The 14,294-nt window shown below is 64.9% G+C and carries 16 protein-coding genes; 7 read left to right on the top strand and 9 right to left on the bottom strand.

Features of this window, described 5'->3' with window-relative positions:
- The first annotated feature begins 31 nt into the window (after positions 1 to 31).
- From U5775_RS01085 to U5775_RS01065, 5 genes are all read left to right on the top strand, one after another.
- Positions 32 to 775: a GntR family transcriptional regulator gene (locus U5775_RS01085; protein WP_322056266.1), complete on the top strand. Its 744-nt coding sequence runs from the start codon at positions 32 to 34 to the stop codon at positions 773 to 775.
- 669 nt (positions 776 to 1,444) lie between these two features.
- Positions 1,445 to 2,161, top strand: a complete 717-nt coding sequence (locus U5775_RS01080; RefSeq protein WP_322056265.1) for an ABC transporter permease — start codon at positions 1,445 to 1,447, stop codon at positions 2,159 to 2,161.
- The gene (locus U5775_RS01075; RefSeq protein WP_322056264.1) at positions 2,158 to 3,081 is read left to right on the top strand and encodes a glycine betaine ABC transporter substrate-binding protein; all 924 of its coding nucleotides are present in this window, start codon (positions 2,158 to 2,160) and stop codon (positions 3,079 to 3,081) included. Before U5775_RS01080 ends, U5775_RS01075 begins: the two co-directional genes overlap by 4 nt.
- Before the next feature lie 10 nt (positions 3,082 to 3,091).
- Positions 3,092 to 3,745, top strand: coding sequence for an ABC transporter permease (locus U5775_RS01070; RefSeq protein WP_322056263.1), 654 nt, complete (start codon positions 3,092 to 3,094; stop codon positions 3,743 to 3,745).
- Positions 3,742 to 4,914: an ABC transporter ATP-binding protein gene (locus U5775_RS01065; RefSeq protein WP_322056262.1), complete on the top strand. Its 1,173-nt coding sequence runs from the start codon at positions 3,742 to 3,744 to the stop codon at positions 4,912 to 4,914. The genes U5775_RS01070 and U5775_RS01065 overlap by 4 nt, the downstream gene beginning before the upstream one ends.
- A 209-nt stretch (positions 4,915 to 5,123) precedes the next feature.
- Here the strand turns inward: U5775_RS01065 and U5775_RS01060 are convergent, their stop codons facing one another.
- The 3 genes from U5775_RS01060 to U5775_RS01050 all read right to left on the bottom strand — a co-directional run bounded on the left by U5775_RS01060 (position 5,124) and on the right by U5775_RS01050 (position 8,198).
- Positions 5,124 to 5,375, bottom strand: coding sequence for a hypothetical protein (locus U5775_RS01060; RefSeq protein ID WP_322056261.1), 252 nt, complete (start codon positions 5,373 to 5,375; stop codon positions 5,124 to 5,126).
- A 238-nt stretch (positions 5,376 to 5,613) separates the two neighbouring features.
- Positions 5,614 to 6,825 carry a M20 aminoacylase family protein gene (locus U5775_RS01055; protein ID WP_322056260.1) on the bottom strand — a complete coding sequence of 404 codons (1,212 nt, stop codon included), beginning with the start codon at positions 6,823 to 6,825 and terminating at the stop codon, positions 5,614 to 5,616.
- A gap of 53 nt (positions 6,826 to 6,878) precedes the next feature.
- Positions 6,879 to 8,198, bottom strand: a complete 1,320-nt coding sequence (locus U5775_RS01050) for an MFS transporter (protein WP_322056259.1) — start codon at positions 8,196 to 8,198, stop codon at positions 6,879 to 6,881.
- Between the two features lie 249 nt (positions 8,199 to 8,447).
- On the opposite strand from U5775_RS01050, the gene U5775_RS01045 reads away from it, so the two are divergent.
- Positions 8,448 to 9,419, top strand: a complete 972-nt coding sequence (locus U5775_RS01045; RefSeq protein ID WP_322056258.1) for a LysR family transcriptional regulator — start codon at positions 8,448 to 8,450, stop codon at positions 9,417 to 9,419.
- Between the two features lie 174 nt (positions 9,420 to 9,593).
- On the opposite strand, the gene ppk2 is transcribed toward U5775_RS01045, so the two are convergent.
- The 3 genes from ppk2 to U5775_RS01030 all read right to left on the bottom strand — a co-directional run bounded on the left by ppk2 (position 9,594) and on the right by U5775_RS01030 (position 11,209).
- The gene (ppk2, locus tag U5775_RS01040; protein ID WP_322056257.1) at positions 9,594 to 10,457 is read right to left on the bottom strand and encodes a polyphosphate kinase 2; all 864 of its coding nucleotides are present in this window, start codon (positions 10,455 to 10,457) and stop codon (positions 9,594 to 9,596) included.
- Between the two features lie 167 nt (positions 10,458 to 10,624).
- Complete coding sequence (locus tag U5775_RS01035; protein WP_322056256.1) at positions 10,625 to 10,996, bottom strand: GFA family protein; 372 nt, start codon at positions 10,994 to 10,996, stop codon at positions 10,625 to 10,627.
- A gap of 66 nt (positions 10,997 to 11,062) precedes the next feature.
- Positions 11,063 to 11,209: a hypothetical protein gene (locus U5775_RS01030; RefSeq protein WP_322056255.1), complete on the bottom strand. Its 147-nt coding sequence runs from the start codon at positions 11,207 to 11,209 to the stop codon at positions 11,063 to 11,065.
- Positions 11,210 to 11,353: 144 nt separating this feature from the next.
- Here U5775_RS01030 and U5775_RS01025 point away from each other — a divergent pair, with 144 nt between their 5' ends.
- Positions 11,354 to 12,088: a metallophosphoesterase family protein gene (locus tag U5775_RS01025; RefSeq protein ID WP_322056254.1), complete on the top strand. Its 735-nt coding sequence runs from the start codon at positions 11,354 to 11,356 to the stop codon at positions 12,086 to 12,088.
- Positions 12,089 to 12,159: 71 nt separating this feature from the next.
- Here U5775_RS01025 and U5775_RS01020 read toward each other — a convergent pair whose 3' ends face one another.
- The 3 genes from U5775_RS01020 to U5775_RS01010 all read right to left on the bottom strand — a co-directional run bounded on the left by U5775_RS01020 (position 12,160) and on the right by U5775_RS01010 (position 14,285).
- Positions 12,160 to 12,381, bottom strand: coding sequence for a type II toxin-antitoxin system MqsA family antitoxin (locus U5775_RS01020; RefSeq protein ID WP_415913489.1), 222 nt, complete (start codon positions 12,379 to 12,381; stop codon positions 12,160 to 12,162).
- 24 nt (positions 12,382 to 12,405) lie between these two features.
- A complete protein-coding gene (locus U5775_RS01015) occupies positions 12,406 to 13,638 on the bottom strand; it encodes an MFS transporter (RefSeq protein ID WP_322056253.1) in 1,233 nt (410 codons plus the stop codon).
- 125 nt (positions 13,639 to 13,763) lie between these two features.
- Positions 13,764 to 14,285, bottom strand: a complete 522-nt coding sequence (locus tag U5775_RS01010; protein WP_322056252.1) for a nuclear transport factor 2 family protein — start codon at positions 14,283 to 14,285, stop codon at positions 13,764 to 13,766.
- Between the last annotated feature and the right edge of the window lie 9 nt (positions 14,286 to 14,294).

The following is a 14,294-nucleotide window of genomic DNA, read 5'->3' as shown; positions in this document are numbered from 1 at the left end:
ATGGGGGCAAGTCGGACGAGAGAGGTCTCGTATGCAAAATGCAGACATTCCGGACGCGCAGCTCGCGTCCGCCCAACCAGACGCGTCGGCGCTCGCGCTGCCGAAGCTTGCTCGCCAGCGCCTGCACGACACGGTGGTCGACCATCTGCGCGAATTTATCGTCGAGGGACAGCTCGCGCCCGGCGTGAAGCTCAACGAGCGCAAGCTCTGCGAAGTGCTCGGCATTTCGCGCACGCCGCTGCGCGAAGCGCTCAAGGTGCTGGCCGCCGAGGGGCTCATCGAGATCTCGCCGAACCGCGGCGCCACGGTCGCGCAACTGAGCGAAGCCGAGATACGCGACATGTTCGAGCTCATGAGCGGCCTGGAGGCATTCGCGGGCGAGCTCGCCTGCGAGCGCATCAGCGAAACGGAGCTTGCGCAAATCAAGGCGCTGCACGCCGCCATGTTGCTGTGCCGCGCGCAGAACGACCTGTCCGGCTATTACGCGCGCAATCACGCGATTCACGACCTCATCAACATCGCGGCACGCAACGCGGCGCTGCGTCAGACTTACGTGACCCTGAACCGGCGCCTGCAGGCGCTGCGCTTTCGCTCCAACTTCCAGACCGCGAAGTGGGACAGCGCGATACGCGACCACGAAGGCATGATCAGCGCGCTCGAAGCGCGCAACGGGCCCGCGCTCGCGAAGATCCTGCGCGGCCACCTGCTCGCCAAACGCGACGCCGTGCTAGCCGAGCGCACGCTCACCGTTGCGGGAATGGGGCGCGAAAAGTAGCGCGGTCGCGCAGGACCGCGCTTGCCTTGCCGCGCACGTGTCAATCACGCGTCCACAAATAAAGCGCTAAAAAAAGGGGTTAAAAGCTATCGGGAAATGATACCTGCAAGATTTATTTCGGCATCCAGATTATTTTCCCGATATGACACGTTGACCTCCGTTTGCAGCGATCGCTCGATCGGACCTGAATCATATCGATCGCTCCCCATGGTAGACGCGATCAATCGATTGGCCTATACTGGCCTTTCCATCATCACAAAAAGCATGATCTTGTGCGGAACGTGACGTAAAGTCGGTGATGCCAGCGCCCATTTCGTTGCGCGCGCATCTGTTTCGCCACATCAAGGGGGCCACCGGCCCCAGCGGTTTGGGCCCGTGCCCACCGCATCCATGCCGTCCTCGCAGGACGGTGCCCTGCCTCAGCGCGCTCGATGTCATTGCGTCGCTGGGCTGAACATGACAATCAGACGAACGCACGAGTGCGTTCATTCGACTGCCCGCCGCCTGTCGTTGCGGCCGGCAAGGACTGTTTCCGTCAGTTCAAATCGCGGCCATGCCGGGATCACGAACTTCCATCGCGGCGCCATCTGGCGTCCTCGCGGCGTGCGCCATCGTGCGCAATTCTGTGCCATGGCGCGCGCCGCACCGAGATTGAGGAGGCGTATCTTCATGAATCGACGCACTGTCCAACTGCTGGGCAGCCTGATAGCGATAGCCGTCATCGCATGGGCGCTCGCCCGCGGAATCGGCGCAGAAACGTTCCGCAGCCATGCGGACGATCTCGCCTATTACGCGGGGCGGCACATGCTGCTGGTGGTCTACTCCATGGCGCTCGCCATCCTCGTGGGCGTGCCCGCGGGCGTGATGCTCAGCCGGCCGCGTTTTCAGCGCCAGGCCGAGCGCTTCATGCAGGTCTTCAACATCGGCAACACGATTCCGTCGCTCGCCGTGCTCGCCATCGCGCTCGGTATTTTCGGCATCGGCGACCTGCCCGCCATCGTCGCGCTGTTCCTCGCCTCGCTGCTGCCCATCACGCGCAACACCTACGAGGGCGTGAAGAACGTGCCCGCCGCGCTGCGCGAGGCCGCCAAGGGCATCGGCATGACTGGCTGGCAATCGCTCATCCGCGTGGAGCTGCCCAACGCGCTGCCCATCATCGTGGGCGGCGTGCGCACGGCGCTCGCGATCAACGTGGGCACGGCGCCGCTCGCCTATCTGATCGGCGCCGACAGTCTGGGCTCGCTGATCTTCCCCGGCATCTATCTCGACAACCAGCCGCTGTTGCTGCTGGGCGCCTCGCTCACCGCGATACTCGCGCTCGTGCTGGACGGCATCGTCGCAGCCAGCAGCCGTCAATGGCTCGTGCGCCGCGGAGGTGCAGCATGAGCGTCGCTCTTATGTTTCGCAGTACGATTCGATCGATCGCGCGCCTGTGCGTCGTGGGGACGCTGTGCGTGGCCGCCAGCTCCTCGGCATTCGCCGCCAGGCTCGTACTGGGCGCGAAGAACTTCACCGAGCAATACGTGCTCGCGGAAGTGACGGCGCAGTATCTGCGTTCGCGCGGCTACGACGTGGAAGTCCGCTCCGGCCTCGGCAGCACGCTCATGCGCAGCGCGTTGGAAAACGGGCAGTTCGACCTCGTGTGGGATTACACGGGCACGGCGGCGCTCGTCTACGACAAGCTCACGGACAAGCTCTCGCCCGAAGCCATGTACCAGCGCGTGAAGGCGCTCGACGAGCCGCGCGGGCTCGTCTGGCTCGATGCCTCGCCGCTCAACGACACCTATGCGATCGGGCTGCCGAGCCAGTTCGCCCAGGCCTCCGGCATCAAGACGGTCTCGCAGCTCGCCGGCTATCTGAAGACGAACCCCGACGCGAAGCACATCGTGTTCGGCATGGACGCGGAATTCGCGAATCGCCCCGACGGCCTGAAGCCGCTGCTCGAAACCTACGACATGCATTTCAGGCGCTCGCAGATGAAGCAGATGGACCCGGGGCTCGTCTACACGGCGCTGCACAACAACCAGTTGAAGATCGGCCTCGTCTACACGACCGATGGCCGCGTGAAAGGCTTCGGCATCGTGCCGCTCGAAGACGACAAGCACTTCTTCCCGCCTTACAACGCCACGCCCGTGGTGCGCAAGGAAGCGCTCGAGCACAATCCGAAGCTCGCGGCGCAGCTCAACGCGCTTTCGGCGGCGCTCAACAACGACGTGATGCAGGACATGAACAAGGCAGTGGACCTCGACGGCAAGTCGCCGCGCGAGGTGGCCAATGCCTTCCTGCGCACGCATCAGTTGCCCTGAAGGAGGCTGCATGAGCGTATTCGACTATCTCGCTTCGAGCTGGCCCGAGCTGCTGCAGCTCACCTTGCAGCACATCTGGCTCGTCGGCATCGCCGTGGGCTGCGCGATCGTGACCGGCGTTCCACTAGGAATCCTGATCAATCGCCAGCAATGGCTCGCGGGTCCGCTGCTCGGCCTTGCCACCATCGTGCTCACGCTGCCCTCCATCGCGCTGTTCGGCCTCATGATCCCGTTCTTCTCGCGCTTCGGCCAGGGCATCGGCGCCGTGCCCGCGATCACGGCGGTGTTTCTCTACTCGCTGCTGCCGATCATGCGCAATACCTGGCTCGCGCTCTCCAGCGTGGACGCCGGCATCCAGGAGGCCGGCACCGGCATCGGCATGACCTCGTGGCAGCGCCTGCGCCTCGTGGACTTGCCGCTTGCAGTGCCCGTGATTCTCGCAGGCGTGCGCACCGCGGTCGTCATGAACATTGGCGTGATGACGATTGCCGCCGTGATCGGCGCGGGTGGCCTCGGCTCGCTGATCATCCGCGCCATCGGCCAGAGCAGCATGATGAAGCTGCTGGTGGGCGCGGTGCTCGTGAGCGTGCTCGCGATCGTCGCCGACCTGCTGCTGCAGATGCTGCAGCGCGCATTGACACCGAAAGGAGTACAGAAGACATGATCGAACTCGACAAACTGACCAAGACCTTCACGCAGAAGGACGGCCAGCCGGTGCGCGCCGTCGACTCCGTGAGCCTTTCAGTGGCCGAAGGCGAAATCTGCGTGTTCCTCGGCCCCTCGGGCTGCGGCAAGACCACCACGCTCAAGATGATCAACCGGCTCATCGAGCCCACCTCGGGCCGCGTGCTCATCAACGGCGAGGATACGTCCGGGCTCAACGAGGTCGACTTGCGCCGCCATATCGGCTACGTGATCCAGCAGATCGGCCTGTTCCCGAACATGACCATCGAAGAGAACATCACGGTGGTGCCGCGCCTGCTCGGCTGGGACAAGAAGCGCTGTGCGGAGCGCGCGCAAGAGCTCATGTCGATGGTCGCGCTGGATCCGAAGCAGTATCTGAAGCGCTATCCGCGCGAGCTCTCGGGCGGCCAGCAACAGCGTGTGGGCGTGATTCGCGCGCTCGCCGCCGACCCGCCCGTGCTGCTGATGGACGAGCCGTTCGGCGCGGTCGATCCGATCAATCGCGAGTCCATTCAGAACGAGTTCTTCCAGATGCAGCGGCAACTGAAGAAGACCGTGATCATGGTGAGCCACGACATCGACGAGGCCATCAAGCTCGGCGACCGCATCGCCGTGTTCCGGCGCGGGCAGCTTGTGCAATACGATCACCCCGACACCCTGCTCGCCCGCCCGCGCGACGAATTCGTCGCGCAGTTCGTGGGCCAGGACAGCACGCTCAAGCGTCTGTTGCTCGTGAAGGCCGGCGACGCCGCCACGCAGCCCGAAACGGCGCGCGTGAATACGCCGCTCGCGCATGCCTTCGCGGTAATGGACGAAGCGGACTGCCGCTATCTGACCGTGCTCGACGAAGCGGGCCACGCGCTCGGCTATGTGACGCGTCGTGCGGCGCGCGCCGGTGACGGTGTGTGCGGCGAGCGCGTGACGCCGTTCGCCGCCAGTGTCTCGGTGGACGACAACCTGCGCATCGTGCTCTCGAAGATGTATCAGTTCAGCGCGTCGTGGATGCCGGTGCTCGATGGCGACGGCGCCTGGATCGGCGAGATCACGCAGGACTCGATCGCGGCCTATCTGAGCTCGGGCCGTTCGCGCCAGCAGACGGGCCAGCCGCCCGGCGGCCCGATCACCATCGCACAGGCCACGGCGGCCTGATCGCCGCGTTCCCGCAAAAACACGGCGCGCGCATCGTGCGCGCGCCGCTTTCTTAAGTGTTTCCTAACGCTGATGGGCGGCTACAGCGTGGGCAGCAGCATCGTCGACAAACTCGTCGACGGCGGCGAATTGATTGCCGGCGAGATCGTGAGCGGCACGATTTGATTTTGCATTCGCGAATTGATTCGGATACCTGATCGAATCGCGATTCACCATGGCGAATGCGTCTTGATGGCATCGAGCGCGGCGCGCCGTTCGATCCAGCGCACCACGAGCACCGTTGCCGATACGATCCCGATCACGCCCAGGCGAAAGCCCAGCGTCGTGAACGCGTGTTCGGGCACACGCAACACCGCAATCGCAATGAAAACGACAGCTTGAATAAACATCGTCGTAAGGGCGATGACAAGCAGGTCTGCACGCAACTGAGTAAAAAGCGGTGCAAAGAGCGGCGGCTTCATGGCGGAGCTCACTCCAGGGCGCGAAGACGATCGATGCGCATTCGCCGTCGCGGCCCGGGGCCGATGCTGCGGCGATACGAAACGATGCGGGGAATGAACCGGGGCGAGCATGGCTCGCCACCGAGGCAGCCCATCTTAACGAAGCCTGGCTGAAGAGAAGCTTAAGCGCCTTGCACGCGAAAGCACGCGAACGGCCTATGCCCTGCCGCCATGAAAGCCGTCCGTTAGCACAACGTTTTCATCCCGCAAGAAAGCGCTGCGCGAGCCGCACCCATGCCGCCGCGCCGAGCGGCAGCACCTGGTCGTTGAAGTCGTAGCCGGGGTTGTGCACCATGCAGCCGCCGAACTCGCCTTCGCCATTGCCGAGCAGCAAATAGCAGCCCGGAACGGCCTTGAGCATCCACGCAAAATCCTCGCTGCCGTTCAGGCCCTTCGGCGCCTGCACGGCCACGTTCTGCGCGCCCACCAGCTCCGTGCAAACCTGTTGCGCGAGCAACGTTTCCGCAGGCGTGTTGACCATCGGCGGCGTGAGCTGCCGGTAGTCGATCTGCGCCTGAACGCCATGGGCCTGCGCCGTGGACGCGACGATCTCGCGCACGCGCTGCTCCACGAGCTCGCGCGTCTCGGGTTGCGCCGCGCGAATGTTGATGCCCAGTGTCACCGTCTCCGGAATCACGTTGTGCGTGGCGCCGCCCTTGATGAAGCCCACCGAGACCACGGCGGGGTCGTCGGGCGCCACGTTGCGCGAGACTATCGTCTGCAACGCGGTGACGAGTGCAGCCGCCGCCACGATCGGGTCCTTCACGCGGTGCGGCATTGCCCCGTGACCGCCCACGCCCTTGAGCGTGACGTCGGCCACGTCGGACGACAGGCTCACCGGCCCCGCGAGCACGCGGAACGTACCCGCCTGCACACCGGGCATGTTGTGCAGCGCGTAGACGGCGTCGCAGGGGAAGCGCTCGAACAGGCCGTCGTCGATCATCGCCTTCGCGCCGCACAGGTTTTCTTCGTCGGGCTGGAAGATCAGGTTGAGCGTGCCGTCGAAGTCGCGCCGCTCCGCAAGCGTCTTGGCCGCCGCGAGCAGGATCGCCGTGTGGCCGTCGTGGCCGCATGCGTGCATCTTGCCCGCGTGCTGGCTCGCGTATGGCAGGCCCGTGTTCTCGACGATGGGCAGCGCATCCATGTCGGCGCGTATGCCGAGGCGCCGCTTGCCCGTGCCCACCTTCAACTGCCCCACTACGCCGCTGCGCCCGATGCCGGTGTGCACTTCGTAGCCCCACTTCTCGAGCAGCATCGCCACGAGCTTCGCGGTGGCGCCCACCTCGAAACCCAGTTCGGGCTGCGAATGAATCTGCCGGCGGATGCCGATGAAGGTTTCGGCGTCGATTTCGATTTCGGGCAGCAGCGTGGGCAGCAGTTGAAACGGCGTGAGCGTGGATTCGCGCTTCATATCGATCGGAGTCCTTGTGGAATGGGAGGGATTCAATGACGTCTGCCGCGCACTCAATCGACGCGACGCTCGTGGATGCTCCAGACCGCGAACAGGGTGACGAACCCGCACGCGACCATGTAGAGCGCCGGCGAAAGCGGGTTGCCAGTCTTCGCGATGAGCCAGGTGACGATGAACTGCGAACTGCCGCCGAACACCGTCACGCCCACGCTGTAGATCACCGAGAGACCGCTCGCGCGCACCGCGGCCGGCAGCATTTCCATGAGCACGAGCAGCATGGGCGTCGAGCCGAGATTCGACGACGCCGTCAGCAGCACGGAAAGCGCGAGCACGAGCGGTACGCTGGGAAAGCGCGTCATGAGCCAGAACGCGGGCACCACCGCAATGAGGTTGAAGACGAGCGCGGCTATCACAAGCGGCTTGCGGCGTGCGAGACGGTCGGCGAGCCGCCCCGAAACGAGCGAAGCGATGAGCATCGTGACGCCCGTGGCGCACCCCGAGAGCAGCGAAAGCGAAGGCGGCATTTTCAGCACGCGAATCATGTAGGTGGGCATGAAGAAGACCACGAGATACATGCCGACCGTGCCCGCCGTGACCGAGAGGATGCCCTTGAGCACCTTGCCGCCGTGCTCGCGCATGAGCGTGCCGAGCGGGCTGGGCGCATCGGGCGCGGCCTCGTGCGTCTCGTCGAGCTTCGCGCGGATATAGAGGCCCACTGGCGCGATCGCGAGACCGCCAAGGAACGGCAGGCGCCACCCCCCGCTTTCGAGCGCGTGCGGCGTAAGCGTGGCGTAAAGCACGGCGCCCGTGAGCGCGCCGATCAGCGCGGAGATGCCCTGACTACCCAGTTGCCAGCTCACGCGAAAGCCGCGCTGCCCCACCGTGCCCGCCTCCATCAGCATCGACGTGGCCGCGCCAATCTCGCCGCCGAGAGAAAAGCCCTGCAGCAAGCGGCCCGCGAGCAGCACGAGCGAGCCGTACACGCCGGCCTGCGCATAAGTGGGCGCCAGCGAGATGCACAGCGTGCCCCCCACCATCAGCGCGATGGTGAGCGTCATCGCCGCCTTGCGGCCGCGCCGGTCGGCATAGCTACCGATCACGAGGCCGCCGAGCGGCCGCATCACGAAACCGATGCCGAAGGTGGCCACCGCGAGCAGCAGCGAACCAAACGGACTGTCCGAGGGAAAGAAGAGGCGGCCAATCAGGAGAGCGAAGAAACTGTAGACCGTGAAGTCGTACATTTCGAGCGCATTGCCGATCGAGCATGCGGCGATCAGGCGGAACTGGCTCTGACGTGCCGGCGCGTGACCGGAGGCGGCGGCGCGCGCAATGGCGCCCGTATCGTCGGCGGCGCTGAGCGTAGCGTCATTCATGGCGGATCTCCGCAGGCAGGGTTGAACGTCGCGTTTCGGGGCATTCGTGGCATTCGTCGTGCGCTTTCGGCACGAATCGATAATCAGGCAAGGTTCACTTTTGAAAGAAGTGAGAAATTTTCATCGTGATAACCAGATAGAATCACCTTCATAACCGTCGGGCGGCGGCCATCGGTAGAAGTACCGACGCCCGGTGGCCCGCGCGCCCACGCGACGCCCCTCAGGCGAGGCTCAGGAGGAAATCATCGGATGAAACTGCACCAGTTGCGCGTCCTGCTCGCGCTCGCGCAGCACGGCAGCATGCATGAGGCGTCGCGCAGCCTGCACGTCTCGCAGCCCGCGCTTTCGAAGGCCGTCGCCGAGCTCGAGCGCGAACTGGGCGTGACGCTCATCTCGCGCTCGGTGCGCGGCGTGAGCCTCACGAACTACGGACGCGCACTCGTCAAGCGTGCGAGCGTGGTCGAGCACGAACTGCGTCACGCGCTGGAAGACATCGAATCCATGCGCGGGCACGCCGAGGCGCAGCTCAATATCGGCTTCTCGGCGGTTGCATCGAGCGGACCGTTGCCGGAAGCCATCGCCGCATTTCGCGCGCGCTTTCCCGCCGTGGCGATTCGCGCCTACGAGATGCGCCCGCAGCAGATCCTCGAAGGTCTGCGCGAAGGCCACCTCGATCTGGCGCTCATCTCCACGAATAGCGGCCCCGGCACCAGCGCATTTCAGTGGGAGCCGCTCTTTTCGGTGGGCATGCATGTGGCCGCGCGCCCCGGCCACCCGCTCGCGCGCACGACGCGCATCCGCTCGCTCGTCGATGCGGAATGGCTCACGCTCGATCCGCTCGACGACCCGGGCAGCCCGCTCGCGAGCCTGATGCGCCTGCACCGGCTGGAGATGCCGCGCAATGTCGTGCAGAGCAGCTCGAATCTACTCGGGCTGCAACTCGCCACCTGCACGGATCTCATCAGCGTGTGGTCCGATTTCGTGTTCTATGGGCGCACCGGCCCGCTCGCGCTGGATCCCGATGCGCTCCGGCCGCTGCCGATCCGCGACGAACTACCGGACTATCACGTCTTCATGGTGTACCGCTCGCCCGATCTGATGACGCAGACCTGCCTCGAATTCAGCAAGGAGATTCGCCATCGTGGGCGCAAGATGGTGTCGCCGCGCCAGGCGGCGCAGGCGGCGTCGCGCGGGCGTAGAAGCGCAACCGCGGCGAAATGAATGGCGCTCATTGATGCGGCCGGTCGCTTGCCGCAAGCGTGCTGGCACGGTTATCCGCGCTCAACAGCAGCGGCGATTCCGGGGCCAGGGATATCGCATCGTGCATTTAAAAAGCCCCGATATGCGTGAGGCACATCGGGGCTCGTTACCAGCAACAACGCGGCGATTCAGACTTTAATAGACCTCAGGCACATACCGATACGGATACGCGGGCGCCACATAGCCTTTGTTCTTTTGCCGCGCGGGAAGACTGACTTCATCTCGCTTGACTTCCTTGTAGGGAATCAGGCTCAGCAGATGGCGAATGACGTTGAGCCGCGCGCGCTTCTTGTCGTCGGCGTGCACGACGTACCACGGCGAATGCTCGGTATCGGTTGCGGCGATCATCTCGTCGCGCGCCCGTGAATAGTCGTACCAGCGCCGATACGATTCGATGTCCATCGGCGAGAGCTTCCAGACCTTGCGCCCGTCCTCGATGCGCGATTCGAGCCGCCGGGTCTGCTCGTCGGGGCTGATTTCGAGCCAGTATTTCACGAGTATCACGCCGGAACCCTGAATGGCCTGCTCGAAGAGCGGAGCGTCATGCAGGAACTGCACGGCCTGCTCCTCGGTGCAGAAGCCCATCACGCGCTCGACGCCCGCGCGGTTGTACCAGCTGCGATCGAACAGCATGATCTCGCCGCCGGCGGGCAAATGCGGCACGTAGCGCTGCATGTACATCTGCGATTTCTCGCGCTCGGTGGGCGCCGGCAACGCCACCACGCGAAAGACGCGAGAATTCACGCGCTCCATGATGGCCTTGATCGTGCCGTCCTTGCCCGCGCCGTCGCGCCCCTCGAACAGCACGCAGATCTTGGCGCCGGTCGCCACGGCCCACTCCTGCAGCTTGACGAGCTCGATGCTGAGTTCTTCGAGCTCCTTCCGGTAGGCCTTCTCGCTCAGGCGCGCTTTCGCCACGCCCACGGCCTTGTCTGCCTTGCCTGCTTTCCCGCTCTTCTCCGCCTTATTGGCCTTGTCGGCCCTGGAATCTTTTGCCATCGATGCATCCTCCACAATAGGTGCTTCCGGAATTAAAAAGCACTTCGCACTATCTGGTGGCACTGAAAAGACGTCAATGATTTCGGTCAAGCACCTTGCCGGGCTACGAGATCAGGGTCTTGCGCGCGGGACTCGCGCCAGCAACGCGGGCACGGCGATGAACCGCATCATGCGTCCTCCACCACCGACAAGCTTGCGCCATCGTTCAGACCGGCTTCCAGTGCATAGGGGTCCACACCGTCGAGGCAGCCCAGATTCACGCGCCACAGCGCGGGGTCCTTGCGCGTCTGATGAAACGGGTAGATGCCGCAATGCTTGCAGAAGTAATGCTTCGCCACGCGCGTGTTGAATTGATAGAGCGTGAGATCGTCCTTGCCGCTCACGATGGTCAACTCGGCGGCCGCGAACAGCGGCGACATGAGCGCGCCCTTGCGGCGGCACAGGCTGCAATTGCAGCGCGAAGCGGGCGTGAGCGCGGTGCGGACTTCGAAGCGCACGGCCCCGCAGTGACACGACCCGTGCAGCGTTTCGGCGTTCATGGGGCGTTCTCCTCGATGCGTCGATAACGACGGATGCTTGATGTTTTATGGCGCAGCGCACTTGCCTTACCGGGCGGCCGCCCGATACGGCGCCATGGCGAACGGAATCAATGCGAGCACGGCGCTGCAAAACACCACCTGCGCCACGTAGAACGATGCGAGCCACTGCCCATGCGACGCCACGTAGTACGTATTATGAAGCACGTCGCTCACGCTGATCGCGACGGGGCATCCCCTCGGGTTGGGTTTGCGTCGAACGACAGGTCGCAACGAACGCACGGTATCAGAATCGCCCGACTTGCACGCCCAGGGTGGCATCGTCGAAAATGTGCGCCTCTTCCCACTCATTGCCATGCCATGAAAATCGCCGCGCTCTCGGACATCCACGGCAATCTCGCCGCGCTGGACGCCGTCCTGCGCCATGTCCGCTCGCAGGGCGCGGACCTGATCGTCAATCTCGGCGACATCGTTTCAGGGTCGCTCCAGCCGCGCGAGACCGCAGACCGGCTGATGGCGCTCGATCTGCCCACCGTGCGCGGCAATCACGAACGGCAGGTGCTGGCGAGCGAACTCGCGGACATGCGAGAGTCCGACCGCTTCGCGCGCGCCGCGCTGCGCGCCGATCAGCTCGACTGGATCGCACGGCTGCCGGCAACGCTGCGCATCGCCGACGACGTGCTCATGGTCCACGGCACGCCCGAAAGCGATCTCGACTATTTTCTCGAAACGGTTACCGAAGCGGGATGCCGCGCGGCCACCCAGGCGGAAGTCGAGCGCCGCGCAGGCAGCGGCCCCGAGCGGCTGATTCTTTGCGGCCATACGCACGTGCCGCGCAGCGCGATGCTCGGCGCTGGGCGTCTCGTCGTCAATCCGGGCAGCGTGGGGCTGCAGGCCTATGAGGATAGCCATCCGTGGCCGCATCGCATCGAAACGGGGTCGCCGCATGCGCGCTATGCAACGCTCACGCGCACGAAGTCGGGTTGGGATGCTGAGTTTCATGCGGTCGAGTACGACTGGGACGCGGCGGCGGATCTGGCGCGCGCCAATGGGCGGGAGGATTGGGTAATGGCGTTGCGTGAGGGGTGTTGTTGAGGCGGGGGCTGCGCCCTCGCATTACCGTCCAGTCCAGAGCGCGTCGGGCGCGCCTCAGGTAGCCCTTCATTTCATCGAGCAGATCGGGAGACATAAGCCGCATTGACCCGCTGAAACGCCGCGATCCAGTCGGCATATCGGTCTCCTTGCTCGCGGTCGAACACCACCTCCTCGCAAACGGGACAGAAGTCACCGGTCACCGACGAAATGCTGGTCGTTTCGCCCTTATATGTGTACGACAAATCACGTGTATCGCGAATCAACTCTGCGCCACCGCAGTTCGGACATTTCATGGTCAACGCTCCATAGCCGCCCACCTACCCCTCCCGCCTCCCCAACGCCCGAACCGCCACCACCGCCGCGGCAACCCCAGACGCCGCGCCCACCACGAGCGCCCAGCGCGGCCCCCAGTGGTCGGCCACCCAGCCGACGAGCGGCGCGCCGATGGGCGTGCCGCCCAGCACCACGGCCAGGCGTAACGCCATCACGCGCCCGCGCATCGAAGGCTCGGTGGACAGTTGCATCAGGCTATTGGTCTCCGTGGTCAAGGTGAGCGCCGCCATGCCGATCAGCACCAGCGCCGCGCCGAACCAGCCGTAGCTCGGCGCGAGCGCGGCAAGCCCGCAGCCAACGCCGAACACGGCCGACGCGATCACCAGCGAGCCAAAGCGCGGGTTGCTCCGATGCGCCCCGAACAAGGCGCCCGTGACCGTCCCCACCGCCATCAGCGAGGAAAGCAGGCCGTAGCCGCCCGCATCGGCATGAAAGACGCGCACGGCCATGGTGGAGATGAAGATCGGGAAATTGAGCCCGAAGGTGCCGATCAGAAACAGCATCACCAGGATCGCCTTGAGGTCCGGGCGCGCCCACACGTAGTGAAAGCCCGCCACGAGGCTGCCCTTCGCGGGCGCCGCTCGCGCCCGCCCGCGCAGTTCCTGGGTGCGCAACCGCGTGAGCGACACCAGCACCGCGACGAACGACAGGCCATTGAGCACGAAGGCCCATCCCACGCCCACCGAGGCGATCACCGCGCCCGCGACCGCCGGCCCGATCATGCGCGCGGCGTTGAACGACGTCGAATTGAGCGCGACCGCGTTGGCCAGATCGGCGTCGCCGACCAGTTCGGAAACAAAGGTTTGGCGCACCGGCGAATCGAACGCCGTCGTGCTGCCAAACAGGAACGCGAAGACATACACGTGCCAGAGCTGCACCACGCCAGTAATCGTGAGCAGGCCGAGCGCCAGCGCGAGCACGCCGAGCGTGGCCTGCGTGAACATCAGGAGGCGCCGCTGGTCCATGTGATCGGCGGCATAGCCCGACCATGGCAGAAAGAGCAACTGCGGCCCGAACTGCAGGCCCATGACGATGCCCACCGCCGCCGCGCTGTGGTGCGTGAGGCCGGTCAGCACGAGCCAGTCCTGCGCGGTGCGCTGCATCCACGTGCCGACGTTGGAGACCAGCGCGCCCGCCGCCCACACCCGGTAATTGAAGCTGCGCAGCGAGCGGAACATGCCCGATTCGGAGCGCGCATTGGTGTGTCGTTGGGTCATGAACGCATTCTACGGAATATGAAGTCGACCTGAAAAGATCGGCTTCATCTCGCGTTGCGCCATGTCCCTGCAACGTCCCCTGCACAACGGTGCCGCGCCTGGCGACAGGCGCGAAAGCCGATGCGTCAGCTATTTGCAAGCGGCGCGCGCTCCGGGCGCCCGGCAAAGCGCACGACCGGCGACGCCTCGGCGTAACTCCCGACGAGCGTGGAGGTCACGACGCAACGCGTCGCGGCAATCTTCCACTTGCCGTCGATCTTGCGATACTCGTCTTCGTAATACGCGCCGAGCTGCGTGAAAGCGCGCTCGCGCGTGTCGAGTCTCTGATAGTGCAGCCCCCAGGTGCCGCGCGCGTGCCTGTCGTCGAGCACGTCGATTTGCGGATTGACGCCGTGGTGCATCTCCACGATATGGGAATGGCAGCCCAGCCGCTCGAAGACGGCGACCAGCGCGTCACGATCGTCGAATACGCCGATCGCGCCGTAGTCGATGCGCACCAAACCGGCGGCGAAGCATTCGCGCATGCCTTGCGGATCCTTCATGTCGCAACACGCGAGATAGCGCGCCTTCAGGCTTCGAATCGCATCGGCATCTTCGAGCGCGCGCAAGCGCACTTGCAGCGCTTCCAGCGAATCCAGCGGGTTCATACGATCTCC

This window comes from Paraburkholderia sp. J63 (assembly GCF_905220245.1).
Classification (GTDB): domain Bacteria; phylum Pseudomonadota; class Gammaproteobacteria; order Burkholderiales; family Burkholderiaceae; genus Paraburkholderia.
This window is presented reverse-complemented; position numbering and strand designations above follow the sequence as displayed.

Coding starts and splice junctions, on each gene's coding strand:
- U5775_RS01080 (WP_322056265.1), top strand. CDS start 1,445: ATGAATCGACGCACTGTCCAACTGCTGGGCAGCCTGATAGCGATAGCC.
- U5775_RS01055 (WP_322056260.1), bottom strand. CDS start 6,825: ATGAAGCGCGAATCCACGCTCACGCCGTTTCAACTGCTGCCCACGCTG.
- U5775_RS01035 (WP_322056256.1), bottom strand. CDS start 10,996: ATGAACGCCGAAACGCTGCACGGGTCGTGTCACTGCGGGGCCGTGCGC.
- U5775_RS01025 (WP_322056254.1), top strand. CDS start 11,354: ATGAAAATCGCCGCGCTCTCGGACATCCACGGCAATCTCGCCGCGCTG.
- U5775_RS01010 (WP_322056252.1), bottom strand. CDS start 14,285: ATGAACCCGCTGGATTCGCTGGAAGCGCTGCAAGTGCGCTTGCGCGCG.
- U5775_RS01070 (WP_322056263.1), top strand. CDS start 3,092: ATGAGCGTATTCGACTATCTCGCTTCGAGCTGGCCCGAGCTGCTGCAG.
- U5775_RS01015 (WP_322056253.1), bottom strand. CDS start 13,638: ATGACCCAACGACACACCAATGCGCGCTCCGAATCGGGCATGTTCCGC.
- U5775_RS01075 (WP_322056264.1), top strand. CDS start 2,158: ATGAGCGTCGCTCTTATGTTTCGCAGTACGATTCGATCGATCGCGCGC.
- U5775_RS01085 (WP_322056266.1), top strand. CDS start 32: ATGCAAAATGCAGACATTCCGGACGCGCAGCTCGCGTCCGCCCAACCA.
- U5775_RS01045 (WP_322056258.1), top strand. CDS start 8,448: ATGAAACTGCACCAGTTGCGCGTCCTGCTCGCGCTCGCGCAGCACGGC.
- ppk2 (WP_322056257.1), bottom strand. CDS start 10,457: ATGGCAAAAGATTCCAGGGCCGACAAGGCCAATAAGGCGGAGAAGAGC.
- U5775_RS01020 (WP_415913489.1), bottom strand. CDS start 12,381: ATGAAATGTCCGAACTGCGGTGGCGCAGAGTTGATTCGCGATACACGT.
- U5775_RS01060 (WP_322056261.1), bottom strand. CDS start 5,375: ATGAAGCCGCCGCTCTTTGCACCGCTTTTTACTCAGTTGCGTGCAGAC.
- U5775_RS01065 (WP_322056262.1), top strand. CDS start 3,742: ATGATCGAACTCGACAAACTGACCAAGACCTTCACGCAGAAGGACGGC.
- U5775_RS01050 (WP_322056259.1), bottom strand. CDS start 8,198: ATGAATGACGCTACGCTCAGCGCCGCCGACGATACGGGCGCCATTGCG.